A 21,126-nucleotide genomic window follows, 5' to 3' on the forward strand; every position below is an offset into this window, starting at 1 on the left:
TTTAGAATCCATCCGGGTGGGCCTCATGCCATGCTATGGCTGTTCGGATGATATAGTCGAGGCTAGAATATTGGGCTTCAAAGCCCAGGCCTTCTCTAGCCTTTTCAACCGCAGTATACAGAGCCGGAGGATCTCCCGGACGGGGATCCCCATAGCTAAACTCAACGGGTCGGCCAACGACCTTTTCGATAGTCTTGACAATCTCAAGATTGGAATAGCCCTGCCCTGTCCCTAACTGATAGACATCATAGAATCCTTTAGGCTTCTTGATCAAAATCTCTGCAGCTTTGATATGAGCAATAGCCAAGTCTTTAACATGGATGTAATCCCGCACGCAGGTTCCATCTGGTGTATCGAACACATCTCCAAAAATAACCAACGGCTTTCCACCTAAGGTGGACTTGATCACATTGGGAATCAAATGCGTCTCGCAGCGATGTGCTTCCCCAATACGAGCCGACTCGTGAGCACCGCAGGCATTAAAGTAGCGGAGAGCCATCCCCTTGATCCCATAGGCATTTGCATAGTCTTCGATTAAATACTCAGCCATAAGCTTTGAACGCCCATAGGGCGAGATCGGCTTTTTGGGGTCATTTTCCTTCATAGGCAATGATTCAGGCACTCCGAAGACCGCACATGTGGACGAGAAAACTAGGGGTGTTTGGGGACACTGCTCTCGCATGGCTTCCAGCAGGGTTCTGACACCCTCGACGTTATTGCGATAGTATTTGCTAGGATCGCTTACCGACTCTCCTACTAAAGCGTAGGCAGCGAAATGAAAAACAGCATCTGGATTTACATCCACGATAACTTTCTTTAAGAGCTGAAGATCGAGTAGGTCGCCCTCGACGAAGTCACAATCTGGGTGGAGCGCCTGCCGATGCCCTTCCGATAGGTTATCCAGCGCTATACACTGATAGCCTTGCTCGATCGCTTCATAAATGAAATGAGAACCAATATATCCAGCCCCACCAATAACCAAAAACTTCATAGCTCGCTGTCCTCACGGGTGTTGATATTGCCATCGTCGATTTCCAGCCTTTCCTGGAACGGTCCACGACTATCAAGTTCTAGCCATAGTAAATCAGCATTCTTGCAGTGGCAGGCAACACCATTGATCTGATCGATCAGAATTCGGTAGATACCACCTCTCTCGTTACAATATAAACGGCATATCTGTATTTTCTTTGCTGGGATCGAAGTCTGACATCCGAGTAACTGAGCCCCTAAGATTGCACAAAGAACGAATCGAAGCATACTACCTACCTTATTGCCGTCATATCAAATCACTAGATCTTGCCTTGATTTCCAATTTCAATCGATATCAACAAGTGGTTTCAAACGAAGGCTTTTCGCCACCGCGCCGCAGAGTTTATAGAGTATCCGCGACCCAACATTAGCATCCCACTCGTCTTCTCCAGGGGAAACCTCACTGAGATCAAAACCAATGACCTCACGCTTTGACTCCACTAGCAGCTCCAGAATATAGGAGGCCTCTGCAAAGCTAAGCCCGCCTGGTACTGGAGTTCCTGTGTGAGGACAGCAGGATGGGTCAAGGCCATCAATATCAAATGAAACATAGACTCGCGATGGAAGGTCTTTGAGAAACTCATCAATAATATGGTGGAAACTGGCCCCTTTGAAACGTTGCTCCTGCAAATCGCTATCGTAGAGAGTATCTACACGTGATGACTGGCTTGCCATGGTCTTCTCATCGAGAGAGAAATCACGAATCCCAATGGATTTTATTTTACTAACCTGCGGCACTTCTTCTAAGACATTGTACATTATCGAAGCGTGAGAGTACTGGAAGCCTTCGTAGGCCACGCGGAGATCATGATGGGCATCAATGTGTAAGACTCCAAAGTCGCCGTGATGCTCTCCCAAAGCCTTTATCAAACCAAGGGGAACGCTGTGGTCGCCACCTAAAACCACAGGCACCTGATCATTTTCGAGTAATTGGCTAGCCTTCCTATAAACCAAGCCATTGACTGAAGCACTCATGTTGTTGACGCGATCCAGGTCGTCTTGCTTAGGCATCACGCCACTTTCCCAGTCGTGAATTACTTTCTGGGCGATGTCTTTGGCCTCGCGATTGATTGCGACGAACTCCTGCCCTTCGTCTAAGTATGCAATCCCTGCTAAAAAGGGGTTTTCGTAGAAACGATCGTATAGGTCTAGCTGGTGGCTAACACCTTCTATCTGCTTGGGTGCCTTTGAAGTTCCCCCACCATAGGATGTTGTTGCTTCGAAAGGCACTGGAATGATCACGATCTGCGCATGTTTAGGACTTAAGCTTGCACCGAAAATCCCAGCATCCTCGGCAGGTGGGTTGCCTTTGGCCAGTGCTCTTAACTGATCTCGATAGTCTCGGCTCATATGAGTTCCTCAAAATGCTTGATACAATTATCTTGAGCTACACCTGACAAATTTTGACAACGACTTTGATATCCCTTGAATAGAGATTGGAAACCCTTGTCATTCTTCCAAGCTTGTAAACTCTTACCCACTCTAGCAGCTCGAAACTGATTTCGGCCAGCAAAGCCATCCTTTAAATCAGTGGCTAGCTGATAAAACTCTTTGGCTAAGAACAGTAGACGCTCTCTTTGATCTTGGCTCTCGACTTTGGCCGTTAGAAGAAGATCGCTGGTGATCCACTGCAATCGGCTCGCACGCCCCTGAGCAGACTTCCTAGCTTCAGCAGACCAGTATAGAGCCTCCTGATCCTTGTCTTGTGCAGCTGCTAGCGACGAGAGCGATGATTGATAGTACCAAGGGGTATCGGTTTGAGCTAGCTCCTTCTTCAACAGCCTTTCAGCTTGGTCATAGGCCTCCACAAGTCTCATCAAGTATGCTGCTCCAGAAATAACAGAATGCCTTTCATAGCTACTAGTAGCCTCTAGGTCAGCTTGTTGGGCCGCTGCTACAACTTGTGCTTTTAAGGCTTCTGGAGCTGCTTTTTTCGGTTGTTCGTCCTTATGAAATTGAATCAGTGGATAGATGGCCCAAAGCCTTGTATCCACTGAAACTCTCTTGGAACTTCGAATCACTTGTGCAGCCCAAAGCCACCGTTTTTTCCAGGAGTCGTAGGCACTGCTTTCAGAACTAAAAGCCCAGGAGAGAACGTCAACCCCTGAGCTATTGATAAAACCACGGGTTGCTAGCACGGTTTGCTCAGAACTAAAAACCCCATCAAGAAGCTGAGGCGCCTCTCGCCTAACATCATCCAGCCCTTCAACAGGGCTTTCTTCTTGGGCTAGTCGGCTTGAAAGGCCAAGGAAGTCGGCAATCAAGACCGCTCTTTCTCGCTGTAGCCCCCGAGGCATGCTATCGAGAAGGTCCCTTTGGATCGCCCAAATCGTCTTCGCAGGGTATTGATCTTCCGGCAACTGCCCCCATGATATGAAACTGATAGCCTGCCAACCTTCACGATCAAGCTTGCCAGATCGAGCTTTCTCCACCAGCTCATCTAGGGAGCGGTTTTGGGCCCCAGCCAAAGCCAGCTCAAACTCTTCTAGATTAACCCCTCCACTAAGGCGTAGCATTTCTTTACCTTCAGGACTCAGAACGAGAATGGTCGGATAACCGTAGGCTTGCAAGCGATCAGCCCAAATTTGAGCCTCTTCAGAATCTCCATCTAAATAGACAGGAATAAACTGGCCCATCAATTCGCCAAATCTAGATCGCGAGAAAACTTGATCCTTGATCTCATTGCACGGTGGACACCATACCGCTCCCCAGTAGACAAATAGAGGCTTATTTTGGGCTTTAGATAACTTCAAGGCATTATCCATGCCTCCTTGGTACCAGACTTTTTCCATGTGATAGGTACTTTCCTTCGAGGATTTAGATTGTGTCGTTGTGCAGCCGAGTTGAGTCAACAGGGCGAGACTTACCAGCCAGCTTTTCATCATGACATTCTCCTTTTATTGAAGCGGCGCTGCTGAGTAGGACCCTAGCACCTTGATCATTGTTGTAATTTCTGACAGATGGCCCAGAGCACGATCGATCACCTCATCGTGAATAGAGCCAGCAAAATCCAAGTAGAAAAGATATTTCCAGGGGCTTCCCTTCAATGGACGGGACTCAATTTTCATCAGATCGATGTCCCGAATCGCAAATACACTAAGGCTTTTATGAAGCCCGCCTGGCACATTCTTAAGAGAAAAGACTATCGAGCTTTTAGTCTTAGCCTTGGGCTTCGTTCGTGGAGGTTTTGCCTGAACAACGAAGAAGCGAGTGTAGTTTTTCTTATCATCTTCTATCGAATTGCGTAGCACTGATAGTTCATAGTCTTCCGCAGCGTGGGCTCCAGCAATCGCCGCGATGGTGGGATCACTTTGCTCCGCCACCAAGCGAGCGGAACCAGCCGTATCAAAGTATGGCACTGGCTCAAAACCCTTGGCTTTAAGAAACCCAGCACACTGACCTAAAGCCTGGGGATGAGAGTACACCTTTTTTATCGTTCTCATCTTGGCTCCAGGGCTGGCCAAAAGGCTATGTTTAACCCGAAGATAGTACTCACCACTAATCCACACCTTGTGATTGAGCAGGTGGTCATAGTTCTCATGGATACTGCCAGCTAGGGAGTTTTCAATGGGAATCACCCCATAATCTAGCTTCTTAGTCTCCACGGCTCGAAAAATCTTGTCGAAACTGGGAAAGCCCCGAAGGGTATACGATTGCTCGGCAAAAACCTTATTGGCCGCCATTTCACTGTAGGCCCCTGGTATCCCCTGAAAACCAACAACAACCACTTGGACTCCTATGCTTCAAGCTTCTCTAAAAGGTTATCTTCACTCCACACCGGAATTCCCAAGGTCTGTGCCTTCTTCATTTTCGAAGAGCCTGAGTCTGGATCATTGGTGATCACTGCTGTTGTTTTTTTGGAAACCGATGAACTGGTTTTGCCTCCAGCTTGTTTAATCAACCCCTCAATTTCAGCTCGCGGCTTCGATAGGGTTCCCGTAATAACAAACGTCTGCCCACCGAAGATGCCATCAGCAGAAGTGCTTCGCGACGGCGCTTTAGGTTTCAACCCTGCTGCGAGCAAAGCGTCTATAATATTTGATTTAGCTGATAGGCCAGCAACAATCTGTTGAGCCGTTTTTTCTGCAAATCCGTCGATAGCCTTGATCTGATCTTCTGAGGCTTGTCGAACCTTGTCCAAGCTTGGCAAGTCTTCAAGAATCTTTTCCCATGAAGTGAGGCCTGTACCCTGAATCCCCAGCCCATTAAGAAAGCGTGCCAGAGGCAGAGTTTTACTTTTCTGCACGTTTTTCCAAAGCTTCTGAGCCATCTTTTCCTTCGTGAGAGGCAGCTTCAGAAAGTCTTCAACGCTGAGGTGATAGAGATCATCAACCTGCGATACCAATCCCAAGTCCTGCATTGCAGCCAAACGTTTCTCGCTGAGATCATCGATTTCAGCACAGCGAATCCAATTGAGAATAAAACCTGTTTGTTGAGCTGGGCAGCCCGCTTCGTTAAGACACCGCAAACGAACACCGTCAAACTCAAGGGTTTCATTGCAATCACCACAGGCAGCTGGCCAACTATAGCGCCCAGGAGCGGCTTTTTTGACCTCTAAAAACTTTGGAATCACCTCTCCTGATCTCACAATCTCGATCTCATCGCCCTTCTTCAAGTTGTAAGCCATCACATGCTCGGCATTATGAAGCGTGATGTTGGTGATCTTAGCACCACTGAGCGTAACGGGTTCAATCACTGCGACTGGGGTGATGACTCCTAAGCGAGACGTCGCCCAGGTGATGTCTTTGATAACTGAGACAGCGGTCTGACCCTGCCATTTATAGGACATTTTGTATCGAGGGTGATGAGAAGTATTGCCAAGCTCATAGTGCAGGTCGCGATTGTTGAATGAAAACACAGCCCCATCCAACCCTATTTCCCCTGCTTCCATCACGGACTTGACTTGGTCCAAATACGCCGATAGCTCAGACTCTTTGTGGATCAACTTCGGCTCCGGGATAGGAAAGCCTTCGGCTGTGAGCCAGGCAAACTTTTCTATTTCATCTTTGAAGTGAAGCGCACTGTCGTCGCTAAGGACTTCGAAAGCCAAGAAATTAAAGTAACGTGCCAGGTTCAAGTGACTGCGACGACCTAGTAGGCCCGCAACGATATTGCGTGGATTGCTCGGGCGTTCGAGCCCAAGATCAAGCATCTCATCAACTAACTCAGCGAAGTGATGCTCAGTGCAGTAAAGCTCGCCACGGATCTCACAGTCTAATGGTTGTTGCAAACGAGGCACGAGATCGCTAACCCATTGCGCTTTGCTGGTGACATCTTCTCCAAGGCGACCATTGCCTCGGGTTTTTGCCAGAACCAATTGGCCCTTTTTGTATACAAGGCTGAGGCTATTGCCATCGACCTTCCAAGTCCCTACAATATCGTGGTCTCCCTTCCACGAGATGAGGTCATCAAGAACATAAGTCTTTTGAAGGGAAAGCATAGGAGTTTCGTGAGCGACCTTGCGATTCACACCTGGAGCGTCTGAGCCAACGTATTCCAATGCCGGATGCTCTGGCGCCAGTTGTCTCAGCTGGTCCTCTAGCCGGTCGTAGTCAGCGTCACTGATTTCTGGTTTGCCTTGGTAGTAGAGACGTTTGTGCCTCATAATTGCATCAGCCAAAGACTTGACCGCATCCGGCTTATATGTCATTTATACTTATTCCTTTATGATTTCTTACGCCATACACACAGCCACTCCCTCGTGATAATGCTAGGTGTAGCACGGTTTGGCTGCGATTCCCAAGACACCAAATCAAAGCCTGACCCAAACAATGCTTCGATCTGGGCTTCGTTAAGCATGAACGGCGGCCCTTCATCTCGTGGTGGATCTTGTTCCGCGAAAAGTATGCCTAAGAAGAGGCCCTCAGGCTTTAATATCTCCGAAACTTTTGCCACATATTCGTGGCGGTGATCCGGCTGCAAAGCACAAAGCATAGCGCGATCCACAAGGGCATCATACTGATCCGGCTCCTCCAGAAAGAAATCTTGGGCCTTGAAAGTTAGCCCTGGAACATGTTCGTAAAGACTTAAGGCTTGCTGAATCGCTTCATCAACAAAGTCGAGAGCTGTCACTGTATAACCAGATTCTGCTAGAGCTGCTGCTTCGTGCCCTCGCCCACAACCGGGCACCACCACACGAGCGGCTTTACTAAGCCCTCCTTCCCGGCTTGCAATAGCCATGATCTCAAACAATGCCGGATGGGCATCTCCGTGGTCCCAGCCTGTTCGACCCGACCTCCAGCGCTCTTGCCAGGGCTCTTTTTGCTCCATTGTGAGTCTCCTTAGTTTAAGGGGAGGATTATGGCACTAGCAGGTGAAAAATCCAACTTTTCGGTGTATCGTTGTATTACCTATGCATGTCAGGAAGGTTACCAATGCCTACTCTAGGAGATTGTATGGTCCACAGATGTCTCGCGCTCTTGACCTTAGCGCTGATCACCTCACCCACGAACACACTGGCAGTGAATGCCAAGTTGAAAATTGGAGTTGTCCGCCCAAAATCCGGGCCGATGAGCCCCATCGGGGACGAACTCATGAACGGAATTCAAGTCGCCTTTGACAAGATTTCTGAGTCAAAGAACAAGGGCCTTGCACCGAGTATTCAGATCATTCAAGAAGATGATGGCGGAAAGGGCTCGACAGCGATGACTGCAACTCAACGCCTCATCGATCGCCATCGAGTTCACATCCTCATTGGGTCGATCTCCAATACAATCAATCACTCTATCGCCGAAGTTGCCTCTCGCAAGAATCGACTTCTCATACTACCGATTGGCACAGATACAGATCTCATGGCCAAGGGCAAAAACGTCTTCAGTATTTCTTTGACGGAATCACAGCAGGGATCAGCCCTCGGCAAGTTTGCCAAGACGGTTTTAAAAAAAGATAAAGCCCTCATCTTAGAAGAGCAAGAAAACCCCTACTCTCAGGCGCTAGCTAGCAGCTTTGTCAGCCGCTTCAAAAAAATTGGCGGTACAGAAGCCCAAACCCTGTCTTATAAACCCAACAATCAAGGGTTCCAAAATGCCAGCAACAAGGCTAGCCAGATTGATCACGATGTGGTTTTCATACCAGGGTTTTACTTCGACGCCAGTTCCCTCATGAAACAATTCAGACAGAAAGGCATGGAGAAGATCTTCATTGGAGGAGACGGCTGGGATACCTACGGCATTAAAGAAGCATTTGGCCCTGAATTATCAGGTCATTATTACTATACTCCATATTCGGTTCAGGACCCACACCCGGCTTTACAGAGATTTGTTCGATCCTTTGAGAAAAAGTTCAAGAAAAGTCCTAGCATCGCAGCATTTGCAGGGTACGAAGCTTTTAATCTAGCCGTATATGCCTACAAGAGGGTAAAATCAAATCGGACGTCACCTCTAGAATCATTCTTACGCAAAGCTCGTAAGCTACCAAGTCTCACGGGCCCTATGAGAATGAACTCTTCTCGCAGTCCGAATAAGCCTGCTACGATCATGGTGACAACTCCACAAGGCTCACAATATATGACGAAGGTAACACCCTAGAGGCCCCATGGAAGACACCATAGAACGGATTCATGCCGACGTTAAGGATATGTACGAAGCGTATCCTTACCCCGCATATCCGCTTTGGGTGAAGCTTCGTTGGCAAGAAGCCTATCAGGGAACCGCGGGTTTTACTGCTTGTCTCGCGAAGTCTCCCGCTCTCGAACATTCTCGATACCCTCGTATACTACTGGCAGGCTGCGGTGAAACCCAGCCCTATATCATTCGCAAAATTGAGCCTAGTAAAAACAATATCGATGCGGTGGACATTTCAAGCAAGAGCATCCGGCGAGCGCGAACCCGCTTGATCTGGGAAACGAAACCAGTTCACTTTTTTAACGCTGATATTGATACATTTCTGCTACATCACTGTGAAGAGTACGATCATGTGGATTGCTATGGAGTTTTACATCACCTCGCAAACCCAACGAAGAGTCTGGAACTCATCCACCAGTCATTGAAGCCTGGTGGCACGGTGCGGCTGATGGTCTACAATTTAGTAGCTCGGTCCTGGATTTATCACGTCAAGCGCGCCCTCCTGCTTCTTGGCTTTGACCCCGGACTGCAACCCCATGTCAAGGCAGCTCAGGAGTTTTTAAAAAGTGTAAGCTTCTGGGTCCCCAACTTGGGAAGCAAGTTTCACGATATGGGAACAAAAACCTTCAGCCATCCCGCTCGTTTCGTTGACACCTTCTTCCATGCCCGCGAGGCTCGCATCGATATCAGAGATTGGTTTTCCGCTGTGCAAGGCTGTGGATTTCGAGTTCTTGGCCTCTTCGACCGCTATGCTGAGCTTGACGACTTACCCAACCCCCTATGGCAGGCGCCAAAAACATCCGATCTACAGAGCCGCATGGATGACAAGCGATTTGAAAACAATCTTGAGATCTACCTGCAAAAAGAAACCAATGTCAGTCTGCTAAAAAGCCCCAAAACCCCCAAGGGACTTGCCTTTCACCTGTTCCTAAAAACTGCGCCGCTATCATGGTTTCAATTTGAAGAAACCAAGGATATTCCCTTTACACTCAAACAGAAGCTCTGGTGGCACCATATCCGCTGCGTCTACTTGCAGCAGTCCGAATCCATCGACCTCCTCCTGGCAGAACTAGATACCCCAGCGCGACAGAGGCTTGCCCGTGTTGGTGCCGTATTCCCTAGGCAGGTCAAACGCCAAGAGTACCTCCGGCAGATGAAGGAGCCTATTTGGGCAGAGATGGAAACCCCCCAGCGTGGCCTACGCACTAGTATCGAGGATACGCCACTACCAGCAGTGATTCGTTCAATTCTTGTGAAGAATAAGAAGCGCCTAGACAATGAGCACTTAATCATCAAGCGTTTGGATCGGGCTCAGACTTGCTGAGCAAGTCAGGGCGATATTGCTCGGTGACAGCCTTGGACTGCTGATGCTTCCATTGCTCGATGGCTTTATGGTTGCCACTCCGTAACACAGCCGGAACCTCGCAGCCTTCAAAAACAAGTGGCCTTGTATACTGAGGGTGCTCTAGCAGCCCAGACAATCCTGGGCTGAAAGAATCCAGTTCGGAGCTATCTTGGTTACCCAGCACACCGGGCACCAGCCTTAGGATAGAGTCACTCATCAAAAGACTCGGCAGCTCACCACCAGACACGACAAAGTCGCCCATGCTGACTTGTAAATCCACATAGCGATCGATGAAACGTTGATCGATGCCACCAAAGCGGCCGCAAATAAAGATAAGGTGCTGCTTGTCCTGGCTGCTTGTTAATTGTGAGGCATTTTGATGAGACCACGACTGCCCATGGGGACTCGGAAAGATCACAAAGCTTTGCGGGGTCCTAATGTGATTCACTGCCTGGGCTAAGGGCTCAGGACGCATGATCATCCCGTCGCCTCCGCCGTAGGCACGGTCATCGACAGACCCATGACGGTCAACCGCAAAATCACGAAGATTTATGATATCAACAGATACCAAGCCTCGATCCTGAGCAGACTTAAACACCCCAAAACTGAGATAGGATTCAATAAATTGAGGATGGATGGTGATGAAACTGAAGCGTTTCATGCTTCTTCCCAAGACTCATCAAAGACATCAGCTGAGACAACAAGGCGAAGCTCGTTACTATCAGCATCGAAATTCATATCGAAGTACGAAGGAACAAAAGGAATTGACAGTCGCCCTCTGCCATCGAGCAGCTCAACGATGTCACTGGCTCCGTAGTTGTTCATCCGCTCAATCACACCCATCGGCTGATCATTGGCATCAATCACTGACTTACCAATCAGATCATCCCAAAGGTACTCCTGCTCATCGACAGCAATTTGATCCCTGGGGCACCAGACTATCTTCCCTTTGATCTCATCGAGCTGATCACGACCAGATATTTCCTGAGTCTGAATGATAGTACGACCATTATGACTTTTGCGGGATTTGATTCGAAGAGACTTACCCTGACCAGGCTTTTCCCCAACACGCAAGTCAGACACGGAGTCATCCAACTCGGAGTCTCGCCCAGAAAGAAAAAAGGCTCCGTAGAGGCCATGAGCCTTGCCTACGATGCCTATTTTGATCCATTGGTCTGTCACGTTCGTCTTACTTACCCGCTTTGCGGTCAAGCTTGACTTCTTTTCTTTTGAGGATAGTCTTAACAGCGTCAGTCACAACAGCGCCATGGGAGTACCAGTACTGAACACGATCAGCTTTTACTTCCATGATTGATGGCTTGTGATTTGGATCGTAGTACCCAAGCTTCTCGATGAAGCGGCCATCGCGAGGGCGACGAGAGTCAGTTGCAACAATGTGATAAAAAGGTCTGTGAGTACTACCGTGACGTTGTAGTCGTAATGTCAGTGCCATTACTCCCCCAAATTATGTTTAATTTTCTATATTCTGCACAGGAGCGACGAGTTGTGTACAAGGATGGCACCTGTGAAACTTAACCTAAGGTCGAATGCTATACCAAAGATCATAGGCCAGTTCTACTCGAAAATGAAAAAAGATGCCAATTCTTTGACTCTTCTAAGCCAGCAGCATGTCAAGAATCGTACAAGCCTCTGTAATTACCAATAATTATTGGTAGCCAGTCGAGATAAATACGTCAAAGTAGCGACATGTAGCGTTAATTAGACCGGCCTGATAGAATATAGAGTACAGACACTTATAAAGTGAGAGGGTTGCTGTGAAGCTCAAAATGTGGGGAACCAGAGGCTCGCTGCCAAGGGCCATCAATAACCAGTATTTTGTCAACCTGGTCGATCACTACGCTCGCAAGGCTGAGAAAGCTGGCCTTTCCTCTATCAGCGACTTTAGGAACGCCATTCGCGATGGCGATCTTGGTGATCCATTGGTTTTTGGTGGCAACACAACATGCAACGAGATTATCTATAAAAATCATCGCTTTTTCGTCGATATGGGCACCGGCTTTGCCGAGGCGGCGTCTGAAGTGATGGCTCAAGGCCGGACTGAGTTTACGATCTTCCAGACCCACCTTCACTGGGACCACATCATGGGCCTACCATTTTTCGTGCCCATCTATATTCCTGGAAACAAGCTGACAATCTATCACGTCCACCCGCATGCGCCGGAATACATCAAATGCCAGTTCAATGGCATCAACTTTCCCGTGAAGTGGGAGGAGCTTGGCGCAGACATCGTTTTCAAGCAGATCAAGATGTACCAGAAGCTTCAATTTGATTCTCTGACCATCTCTGCTTTTGCCCTCGACCACCCCGGTGGCTCGTTCGGCTACCGATTTGATGCTGAGGGCTACTCCTTAGCCATCGGTGTGGACGGGGAATACAAGCGCCTGACCCCCAAAGATTTGGGTAAGGACCATGTGTATTATACCAATCTCGATCTTCTTGTCTTTGATGCCCAGTACGAGATGGACGAATTAGCCAGCCGGTTCGACTGGGGTCATTGTTCGCCACCCATTGGTGTGGACCTCGCCCTGCGAGAGGGTATTCGAAACTTGATCTTAACCCATCATGACCCTCGGTCCCCTGAGGAAAAAGAGTTTCGCATGGCTCAGCAAGCCATGGTCCATTTGCAGAAACAGATCCCAGCCTACCAGGATACTTGGACAAAGCTCAATCAACCAGAAGGGCCAAATATCTACCTTGCTTACGATGGACTTGAGTTCAATTTGTCGAAGCTGGAGCCCCGTAGCCAGCTGCCCAAGTAGCTCTTAATAAGTCATTTTGATTACAGACCAAGAATTTCATTTTCCTTTAATCTGTTCTATTCTAAACAACGAGACCGATTTAAGATTTTTAGGAAAGTGAACCTATGCACAGCACCGCCTTCAAGCTCCTTATTGTTAGCGCCCTGCTCCTCAGTGGCAATGCCTGGGCCGACATCGATTTTAACGAAGACATCACGATCGCTCGTCTGCCGCGCAACGACTCGTCCTATATTGAGCTAACGGTATCGATCAATGATATTCCTGATGCAGACTTCGGTGGCTCCCCGACGAACGATGGCATCGTTAATCTCATGGTTCAGCGATTGGATGTCTGCATCGAACAAAATACTGGTGAAACTGATTCCGAGCAACTTTGCGACAATATGATTACCTATAGCGGCAAAGGCTCACTTGACCCGACAGATATCAGTAAGCTATCCACAACCTACTTTATGACGTTTATCGACTCAGCCTTTGAAATCGTAGATAACGAAGACGACACATCAGACATAACCTTTGGCCTTAAGATTCAAATTGACGAGAGTGACCTTGCTGAAGGGGAAACCCGTTCGTTTTCCCTATCCACGCAGTTTGAGCTAGACTACCAAGATATTACCGACAAGCTAGATGTCACAACCAGCCAATCCACTCCAGTAAACCAAAGCCCCGCAAGTCTTACATCCAGATCCACCAATCGCGGGGTTCTGATGTTCTGGACAGGTAGCGACAGCGTTACCTTTCAAGATGGCACAACCGGAAGACCCTCTGGCGTGCGGGGAATATTAGTTCCAGTCACTGACGGTGACCAAGAGCTTAATATCGCCACAACCTATCGGGCTGTTGCCGGTAGTGATCCTGTAACTTACTCCGAGGTGGACCTTGACGGCTGTATTCTATCAGTAAGCCTCGCTACCGATAACACCCAGACCGATAGCTGTACCTTTTCATGCTCTGAGCTTGGCTATATCAACGATGACCGCATCACGAGCGAAGTTTTTCCAACAGTCAAAGTTAAATCCACAGTCAGTGGAGAAGCTCTATCTTTCAGCGGTTCGGACCTTGTTGACCCTGAAGCCACCAATCAAGCCTATGCAATGATCGCTCAATACTTGCCTGATGGCTTGCTACAGCAAAGCAGTGACGGCCAGCCCTTCGAAGCCTCTTGCGTGATTGCTTACCCCACGTTGAGCTTTACCTACGCCCAGCTTTCCGGTGCAGGAGACCCGAAGCAACAAAACCCAACATGCTTTATTGCAACCGCCGCTTACGGCCACCCTATGCATCAAAACTTAAATGACCTGCGATGGTTTCGGGACAACATCCTAGAAAGTATTGCCATAGGCCGCACTCTGGTTTCCCTATACTACGAGTATAGCCCGGCACTGGCGAGCCGCATCGCAATCAACGATGATTACAAAACATTCACAAGAGCAGCATTGTGGGCCCCAGTAAAATACATTAGCGCCCTTCGTCAATCCCCAGGGGCGACACTGATGGCAACCCTCTCTCTTATGATCGCTCCCTTTGCACTAGGGGCTTTCCGACGGCGGGCGAAACAAGCCTAATCCACTTGGTTTAGCGCGGGCTCCGCCCTCGCTAAACTCCTTGGCAACCAAGGCCAGTGACTCGTCGTTCCAAGAATCTTTGTGACGATCCAAGCCGTTCTTTTCAGGGAAGCTTTCAACATGAAGGGACTGCGTAGGAAATGCAAAATCGATGTTCAAATCTGCAGCCAAACGCTTCACCTCAATAAAAATGTTCTGCCGCTGCACCAGCTCTGTTGCCCAATCGGGCACGCTTAAGAAAAAGTAGAGCAAAATATCAAGGGACGAAGAGCCATAATTATTGAAAACCACATGAAAGTTATCTTTTTTAGTAGTTGGGTTGGCTCGAATGATGTTTTTAATACCCTCCAGAAAAGCTTCAATTTTTTCAGGAGGGGTATCGTAGGTGATACCTAGAACAGCCTTCACCCGGCGGAACTTACGCTGCCCCATATTATCGATGTGACCATTAGCAACCACTGCATTAGGGATCGTGACCAAAGAGTTGTAAAATGTTCTCACACGGGTTGATCGAAAACCCACGTCTTCGACCGTGCCCTCGACGCCACCAAAAATAATCCAATCTCCGATACGAAACGGGCGATCCCATAAGATCATCAGCGACCCAAATAAGTTTGCTGCCGTGTCTTTCGCAGCTAGGGCAAATGCCAGACCTCCCAAGCCGAGGCCTGCAATCACCGACATCACATTCACCCCTAAATTCTGAATCGCGATCAAGCCGCCAAATATTAGAATAAAAGCGCGCAGGGCTCGGTTCAACAGAGGCACTAATTGATCATCAAAAATTAGATCGGTTTTCTTAGCTACCACGGCTACATATTCACTCCAAACATCTGCCAAACGATAGAATATCCATATCACAGAAACACTAAAAACAAACTGAACGAAGAGGGATAGGCCATGGAGAAGCGCTCCTTCTAGCCGCAAGATATAGAGGGACATGAACCAAAAGCCGGAGGCCGCACAGTAGCCTGCTGGTCCCTCTACTGCATGGAGCATCTTATCATCCCAGTCAGAGTGAGAACTCGTGGCCAGCCGCTTTCCAAGGGACAAGGCACCTTCTGCAATAATCTTTACTAAAAAACCTAGGATCAGAGAAACAAATATCCCTATCAGCTGCCAACTAGGAACTCCAAACATTTCGCCTTTGAGCGCCTTCGGAATATAGCGCTCCACGGCGGTTTCCCGAAACCCTGCCCCCTGTCCGGTTCCTTCTAAATAAGGGTAGTCTTTCACTAGGAGGTAGAAGTCTTTCGCTCGATCCACTGTATCTGCGCTGAACAGGAACTCTCCTTCACGAGCCCCGGAATTTTCCATCCGAATCACTATCTCAGTATTTTTAAGCCGCCAGAAGTTGCCATTCATCTCTGGCGCTAGTTTCCCAGGAGGAATTTTTTCATAATCTATCACAATGACGCGATCAATGACTTCCTTCAGATAAATAGCGGCCTTCCGGCCAGCATCTGCCCTCATCAAAGGGGAAATGTGCCCTAGACTTAGTGTCCTTACCGCTCTATCAAGGCTCTTCTCTCGATTTTCATCTCTCTTTTTGACACCCTCATGATATTCGTTCATGGCCGCCATGAACGTTTTCATGGTTTCCTTAGGACTATCAGTTTTGACAGGCTTTAGGACATCAAGACCCATAGCCTGCGGCAGCAAGATCAGACTCCAGGCTGCGAAGACTCCAATAAGTTTTAACAAGGCTAAACCTCCCCTACGCTATCTATACACAATCACAATGTCATATCAATCCTAGCCATGATAAGGAGACTGGTTTCATAGCCAATTTTTCGCTATATATCCAAGGACCAAGATCGGAACAAAAGGATATCACATGAGCCGCGAACCCCAAGTCATCAAGCTAAAAGATTACCAGCAACCCAACTTTTGGGCGAAGAAAACAGAACTGACATTTGATTTAAACGAAGATCACAGTCTCGTCACCAGTAAGGTGCATTATCAGCACAATCCTGGTCATGACCGGACACTTACACTGGCTGGGTTATCCCTAGAGCTGGTCTCGGTTCATCTGGACCACGAGGACTTAAATCTCGATGCGATGGACTATTCCCCTGAGCACCTTAGCCTGAAAGACCTGCCTGACACCTTCGCCCTAACGATCACAACCAAGATTTACCCCCAAAAGAACACAGCATTAGAAGGCTTGTATAAGTCAAATGGCAAGTTCTGCACCCAATGCGAGCCTGAAGGCTTTAGGCGTATCACCTACTTCTTAGATCGACCCGATGTGATGAGCGAATACCGCACAACCATCATCGCCGACAAATCGAAGTATCCAATCCTCCTATCAAACGGCAATCCTGTCGATTCCAAGGACCTGCCAAATAACAGGCATCAGATGGTTTGGCACGATCCATTTCCTAAGCCCTCCTACCTCTTTGCATTGGTAGCTGGTGATCTTGGCTGTGTCGAAGATGAGTTCACCACCAAATCAAGCCGCAAGATCAAACTACAGATTTTCGTTGAGAAAGAAAATCTCGATAAATGCGACTTTGCCATGCAAGCCGTTAAAGACTCTATGAAGTGGGATGAAGATACCTACGGCTTGGAGTACGATCTTGATATTTTTATGATCGTTGCTGTCAGCGACTTTAATATGGGAGCTATGGAAAACAAGGGGCTCAATATATTTAATTCAAAATATATTCTGGCCAACCCAGAAACTGCCACTGACAGCGATTTTGAAGGCATTCAATCCGTCGTTGGTCATGAGTATTTCCACAACTGGTCTGGTAATCGGGTCACTTGCCGCGACTGGTTTCAGCTCAGCCTTAAAGAAGGCCTAACGGTATTTCGAGACCAAGAGTTTTCGGCCGATATGAACTCTCGGGGAGTGAAACGAATCTCCGATGTCAAAGTTCTAAGAAACTCACAGTTTGTCGAGGACAGTGGCCCCATGGCTCACCCTGTGCGACCAGATTCATACATTGAGATCAACAACTTCTACACGTCTACCGTTTACAACAAAGGTGCAGAAGTCATCCGCATGATCCATACTATTTTAGGCAAAGATGCGTTTCACAAGGGCATCGACACCTACTTCAATCGCCATGATGGAGAAGCTGCCACCATCGAAGATTTCGTTAAGGCCATGGAAGATTCTTCAGGCGCTAGCCTCAAACAGTTCACCCACTGGTACCATCAAGCTGGAACCCCTAGAGTCAATGCAGAGTTATCACATCAGGATAACAAAGTTATACTTAAACTACAGCAACGCTTGCCGATGACTCCAGGACAGTCTGATAAGCATGCCCAGGTGATACCCATCACAACGTCTTTTTTTGCCAAAGACGGCAAGGCCGTGCCTTTTCTTTACCAGGGAGACACCAAAACTGAGCATGTATTAATCTTCGATCAGGGTGAGCAAGAATTTGTCTTTGAAGGATTTGCAGAAGAACCCATCCCTTCCCTGGCCCGATCGTTCTCCGCCCCGATACATTTAGATTATCAGTATTCCGACGAACAGCTCATTTTTTTGATGACTTGGGATAATGATGACTTCAATCGCTACGAGGCAGCCCAAAACCTGGCGATGTCTTTGATGAAGAAGAGACAGCAGTCTCCGAGCTATGAGTTGCCTGATGAGGTTCTCACTGCTTACAAGAGCTTGCTCGCTAGCAAGACACTCGATCCCAGAATCAAAGCCCGTGCCCTAAGCTTTCCATCCATCGATTATCTAGTAAGCCTCGAACAAGAAGCCAATATAGAAGCTATTTTTGAAACTCGATCTTGGCTGCAAGAAAGTATTGGCCATTCATGCTACCAGGAGCTATGGGATGCATACCACCAGTCTCACAAGCAGGATAGCTACCAACTGGATGCTGAGGGGATTGGCAACCGGGAGCTAAAGTCAGTCTGCCTATCGTTGCTACTAGCTACTGGCAAAGAAGATTCGGTCGCGCTAGCTACTAGTCTTTTTGCCAAATCAAATAACATGACAGACACAATCACCGCTCTAAATGAGTTATCACATGTAAACGATCCGAGGCGACAGGACGCCTTCAAAAGCTTCTACGATAAATGGTCTCACGACCAGCTAGTGATCGACAAATGGTTTGCCCTTCAATCAAGCTCTTACCATGACCATGTTTTGGCTCATGTGAAAGACCTTTTAGAGCATAAAGACTTCGATCTACTCAACCCCAACAGAGTTTACGCCGTGCTTCGTCAATTTGCGCGAGCCAACCCAAAAGGCTTTCACCACAGCAACGGCGAAGGTTATCAACTTATCGCTGATTACGTGCTCAAGATCGATAAGACCAACTCCCATATCGCAGCCATGCTAGCAAACTCGCTGAGCCAGTGGCGTCGGTTTGATAAAGGCCGACAGGGAAAGATGGTGGCTCAACTAGAGCGCATCAAGGCTGCCGAAGGTCTTTCGAAAGATGTTTATGAGATTGTTTCGAAGAGTTTACAAGACTCGTAAGGTGCTTAGGTGGCTCAACTTCATGTGAGCCACCGATTTTTAGCTAAGTTTTACCAAGGTTCGACTCACAGTTTTTCGCTCAAGCATATCGTTAAAGACTTTGTTGAGACCCTCAAGATTTGTCTCCTTAGCCACGAAGCTTTCTAGGGCCTTCGGCTTTAGGTCCCCACTTAAAGACTTCCACACCTCGCAACGCAGATCGTAGGGACAATTGGTTGAGCTAATTCCAAGTAGTGAAACACCCCGCAGAATAAAAGGCATAACTGTATTCGAGAACTTAAAATCCATGGCCAGCCCCACACTAGCAATACTTCCCCACAGATTGGTATGACGGATCAGGCCTTCCAATACGGCGCCACCAACGTTGTCGATAGCTCCTCCAAAACGGGCAGTTTCAAGAGGGTTTTTACCCAACTCAAGTTCTTCGACAGTGAGAACTTGCTCAGCTCCCAGCTCCTTCAATCGATCATGCTGCTCTTTTTTTCCTGAAACAGCGATCACTTCGTAGCCACGGGTCACTAACATGCTTACTGCCAGTGAACCAACGCCCCCAGAGGCTCCGGTGACAACCACAGGCCCCTTATCAGGCTTCAATCCATTCTGTTCGAGTCGATGCACACACAGCCCTGCTGTAAAGCCCGCGGTGCCTAGAATCATAGCTTCCCGTGGGGTTAAACCATCGGGTATGGGAACAACCCAAGGAGCTGGCACGCGAACCATTTCACTGTAGCCACCATCATGATTCTCCCCAAGGCCACAGCCTGTCACAAGAACCTTCTGCCCCTCTTGAAAACGATCACTCTTGGAGCTCACCACCGTTCCAGAGACATCAATTCCAGCCACCATGGGAAAACGTTTCAAGATCCGTCCTGCCCCTGTAGCACCTAACGCATCTTTATAATTCACACTTGAATATGCCGATCGGATGACGACCTCGCCTTCGTCGAGATCGTCCAATTCCATAAATTCAATCCGATTTTTGACAGATTCGCCATCGCGATAAACCCGCAAGGCCTTAAAGGTTGCCATCATTCACCTCCTGGAATAGTCACCTCTTCACCTCTCCACAAATCTTCGAGAGTTTCTCTAGGCTTGATGATGTAGTACTTGTCACCATCTACCAATACCTCAGGCGCACGTGGCCGGCTATTGTAATTCGATGCCATCGTAGCCGCGTACGCTCCACATGACTTTAGAAAGACTAAATCCCCTGCGTGAAGCTGAGGCAGTGTCCGATCCTTGCCAAAGAAATCTCCGGTCTCGCAGACCGGCCCCACCACATCGTACAGAACTTCCGGCTTGTCCACGCCTTCGTGTACAGTGGCAATATCGTGAAATGAGTCATAGAGCGATGGCCTGATCACATCGTTCATGGCTCCGTCGACAATTGCGAAGTTCTTTTGAGGCGTCTTTTTGATGCCGATTACTTTATTTAATAGAATGCCGGTATTTCCCGCTAGCAAGCGCCCTGGCTCGATGACTAGCTTTAAACCAGTTTTCTGAACATGTTTGATCAGAACAGAAGCATAGCCCTCCACATCAGGATCTGGCTCATCCTTGTACCGGATGCCGAGTCCGCCTCCCATGTCGATAAACTCAAGGGGGTGGCCGTTGCCGAGCATCTCCAGGGCAATGGAGGACATTTTCTCAGCAGCCTCTTCCAAAGGCTTCAGGTCTGTGATTTGACTTCCAATGTGACATGCAATTCCAACTAGCTGAACCCCAGGTAGCTCTTGAATTTCTGTCACCAAAGTCTTTGCTTCAGCTTCACTCATACCGAACTTGGTTGAAAACAGCCCCGTAGCAATCTTGGGATTCGTTTTAGCATCGATATTAGGGTTGATTCGCAGACATACAGGCGCCATCTTACCCATGTCTAAGGCAATACGGTTGATTGACTCCAGCTCGAAACTTGACTCTACATTGAAGGAAAGAATGCCGGCTTCGATCCCAGCTCGAATCTCGTAGTCTTTTTTCCCAACGCCTGAGAACACGATTTCATGAGGCTTCACTCCCGCTTTCAAGGCTCTTTGCAACTCGCCGTGAGAGACGAGGTCGGCACCGAAGCCCTCATCGAAAATCTCTCGTAAGAAAGACAGGTTGCTATTGGCTTTAACCGCAAAGCAGGCCAAGGTTGGGTAAGCTGAAAATGCTTCAATGATCCGTCGGGCATGCCGCTTCAAAGTGTTGCGAGAATAGATGTAAGCCGGCGTTCCTACAGCTTCCGCAATTTCTGTTAATGGTATGTTTTCACAGTGTGCTTCACCATTTTTATAAATAAAGTGATCCATTTAAAACTCCAACCCTTGGTATCGTCCTTATTGATTTCTCATAGGCCTTCTTTTTACAATCAATTTGTCCGCCTATCAGAAAATTTTAGGGATCATAGCGATTC

General features: G+C 48.1%; 18 protein-coding genes. 5 read left to right on the plus strand and 13 right to left on the minus strand.

Features of this window, described 5'->3' with window-relative positions; translation table 11 throughout:
* Position 1: 1 nt before the first annotated feature.
* The 7 genes from galE to B9N89_RS14685 are packed head-to-tail and all read right to left on the minus strand — an operon-like array spanning position 2 to position 7,299.
* Entirely contained in the window at positions 2–991 is a 990-nt protein-coding gene (gene galE, locus B9N89_RS14655; RefSeq protein ID WP_132320872.1) for a UDP-glucose 4-epimerase GalE, read from the minus strand.
* Positions 988–1,257 carry a hypothetical protein gene (locus B9N89_RS14660; RefSeq protein ID WP_132320874.1) on the minus strand — a complete coding sequence of 90 codons (270 nt, stop codon included), beginning with the start codon at positions 1,255–1,257 and terminating at the stop codon, positions 988–990. The genes galE and B9N89_RS14660 overlap by 4 nt, the downstream gene beginning before the upstream one ends.
* A 57-nt stretch (positions 1,258–1,314) precedes the next feature.
* On the minus strand, positions 1,315–2,379 hold the full coding sequence (locus B9N89_RS14665) for an agmatinase family protein (RefSeq protein ID WP_132320876.1): 1,065 nt from the start codon (positions 2,377–2,379) through the stop codon (positions 1,315–1,317).
* Positions 2,376–3,914, minus strand: coding sequence for a thioredoxin family protein (locus B9N89_RS14670; RefSeq protein ID WP_132320878.1), 1,539 nt, complete (start codon positions 3,912–3,914; stop codon positions 2,376–2,378). The genes B9N89_RS14665 and B9N89_RS14670 overlap by 4 nt, the downstream gene beginning before the upstream one ends.
* Before the next feature lie 12 nt (positions 3,915–3,926).
* A complete protein-coding gene (gene pheA / locus B9N89_RS14675) occupies positions 3,927–4,757 on the minus strand; it encodes a prephenate dehydratase (RefSeq protein WP_200820723.1) in 831 nt (276 codons plus the stop codon).
* 8 nt (positions 4,758–4,765) lie between these two features.
* Entirely contained in the window at positions 4,766–6,679 is a 1,914-nt protein-coding gene (gene ligA / locus B9N89_RS14680) for an NAD-dependent DNA ligase LigA (RefSeq protein ID WP_132320880.1), read from the minus strand.
* 14 nt (positions 6,680–6,693) lie between these two features.
* Positions 6,694–7,299: a methyltransferase domain-containing protein gene (locus tag B9N89_RS14685; protein WP_132320882.1), complete on the minus strand. Its 606-nt coding sequence runs from the start codon at positions 7,297–7,299 to the stop codon at positions 6,694–6,696.
* A 125-nt stretch (positions 7,300–7,424) separates the two neighbouring features.
* On the opposite strand from B9N89_RS14685, the gene B9N89_RS14690 reads away from it, so the two are divergent.
* Both B9N89_RS14690 and B9N89_RS14695 read left to right on the plus strand, forming a co-directional pair.
* Complete coding sequence (locus B9N89_RS14690) at positions 7,425–8,555, plus strand: ABC transporter substrate-binding protein (protein ID WP_159455382.1); 1,131 nt, start codon at positions 7,425–7,427, stop codon at positions 8,553–8,555.
* A gap of 7 nt (positions 8,556–8,562) precedes the next feature.
* Complete coding sequence (locus B9N89_RS14695; protein WP_132320886.1) at positions 8,563–9,915, plus strand: class I SAM-dependent methyltransferase; 1,353 nt, start codon at positions 8,563–8,565, stop codon at positions 9,913–9,915.
* Here B9N89_RS14695 and trmD read toward each other — a convergent pair.
* The 3 genes from trmD to rpsP are packed head-to-tail and all read right to left on the minus strand — an operon-like array spanning position 9,884 to position 11,389.
* Positions 9,884–10,597 carry a tRNA (guanosine(37)-N1)-methyltransferase TrmD gene (gene trmD / locus B9N89_RS14700; RefSeq protein WP_132320888.1) on the minus strand — a complete coding sequence of 238 codons (714 nt, stop codon included), beginning with the start codon at positions 10,595–10,597 and terminating at the stop codon, positions 9,884–9,886. The two genes, B9N89_RS14695 and trmD, sit on opposite strands and share 32 nt — an antisense overlap.
* The gene (locus B9N89_RS14705) at positions 10,594–11,148 is read right to left on the minus strand and encodes a ribosome maturation factor RimM (RefSeq protein ID WP_159455383.1); all 555 of its coding nucleotides are present in this window, start codon (positions 11,146–11,148) and stop codon (positions 10,594–10,596) included. Before B9N89_RS14705 ends, trmD begins: the two co-directional genes overlap by 4 nt.
* Complete coding sequence (gene rpsP / locus B9N89_RS14710) at positions 11,126–11,389, minus strand: 30S ribosomal protein S16 (protein ID WP_132320892.1); 264 nt, start codon at positions 11,387–11,389, stop codon at positions 11,126–11,128. Before rpsP ends, B9N89_RS14705 begins: the two co-directional genes overlap by 23 nt.
* Before the next feature lie 322 nt (positions 11,390–11,711).
* Between rpsP and B9N89_RS14715 the strand changes: the two genes are divergently transcribed.
* The gene (locus B9N89_RS14715; RefSeq protein ID WP_132320894.1) at positions 11,712–12,716 is read left to right on the plus strand and encodes an MBL fold metallo-hydrolase; all 1,005 of its coding nucleotides are present in this window, start codon (positions 11,712–11,714) and stop codon (positions 12,714–12,716) included.
* A gap of 104 nt (positions 12,717–12,820) precedes the next feature.
* On the plus strand, positions 12,821–14,281 hold the full coding sequence (locus B9N89_RS14720) for a CFI-box-CTERM domain-containing protein (RefSeq protein ID WP_132320896.1): 1,461 nt from the start codon (positions 12,821–12,823) through the stop codon (positions 14,279–14,281).
* Here the strand turns inward: B9N89_RS14720 and B9N89_RS14725 are convergent.
* Complete coding sequence (locus B9N89_RS14725) at positions 14,246–15,985, minus strand: mechanosensitive ion channel family protein (RefSeq protein WP_132320898.1); 1,740 nt, start codon at positions 15,983–15,985, stop codon at positions 14,246–14,248. The two genes, B9N89_RS14720 and B9N89_RS14725, sit on opposite strands and share 36 nt — an antisense overlap.
* Positions 15,986–16,118: 133 nt before the next feature.
* Between B9N89_RS14725 and pepN the strand changes: the two genes are divergently transcribed.
* Positions 16,119–18,731: an aminopeptidase N gene (gene pepN, locus B9N89_RS14730; protein WP_132320900.1), complete on the plus strand. Its 2,613-nt coding sequence runs from the start codon at positions 16,119–16,121 to the stop codon at positions 18,729–18,731.
* 39 nt (positions 18,732–18,770) lie between these two features.
* Here the strand turns inward: pepN and B9N89_RS14735 are convergent, their stop codons facing one another.
* Together B9N89_RS14735 and lysA are read right to left on the minus strand one after the other, a co-directional pair.
* Positions 18,771–19,760 carry a YhdH/YhfP family quinone oxidoreductase gene (locus tag B9N89_RS14735; protein WP_132320902.1) on the minus strand — a complete coding sequence of 330 codons (990 nt, stop codon included), beginning with the start codon at positions 19,758–19,760 and terminating at the stop codon, positions 18,771–18,773.
* Positions 19,760–21,022, minus strand: a complete 1,263-nt coding sequence (lysA, locus tag B9N89_RS14740) for a diaminopimelate decarboxylase (protein ID WP_132320904.1) — start codon at positions 21,020–21,022, stop codon at positions 19,760–19,762. Before lysA ends, B9N89_RS14735 begins: the two co-directional genes overlap by 1 nt.
* Positions 21,023–21,126 lie beyond the last annotated feature (104 nt).

It is taken from the genome of Pseudobacteriovorax antillogorgiicola, from assembly GCF_900177345.1.
GTDB classification, from domain to species: Bacteria; Bdellovibrionota_B; Oligoflexia; order Oligoflexales; family Oligoflexaceae; genus Pseudobacteriovorax; species Pseudobacteriovorax antillogorgiicola.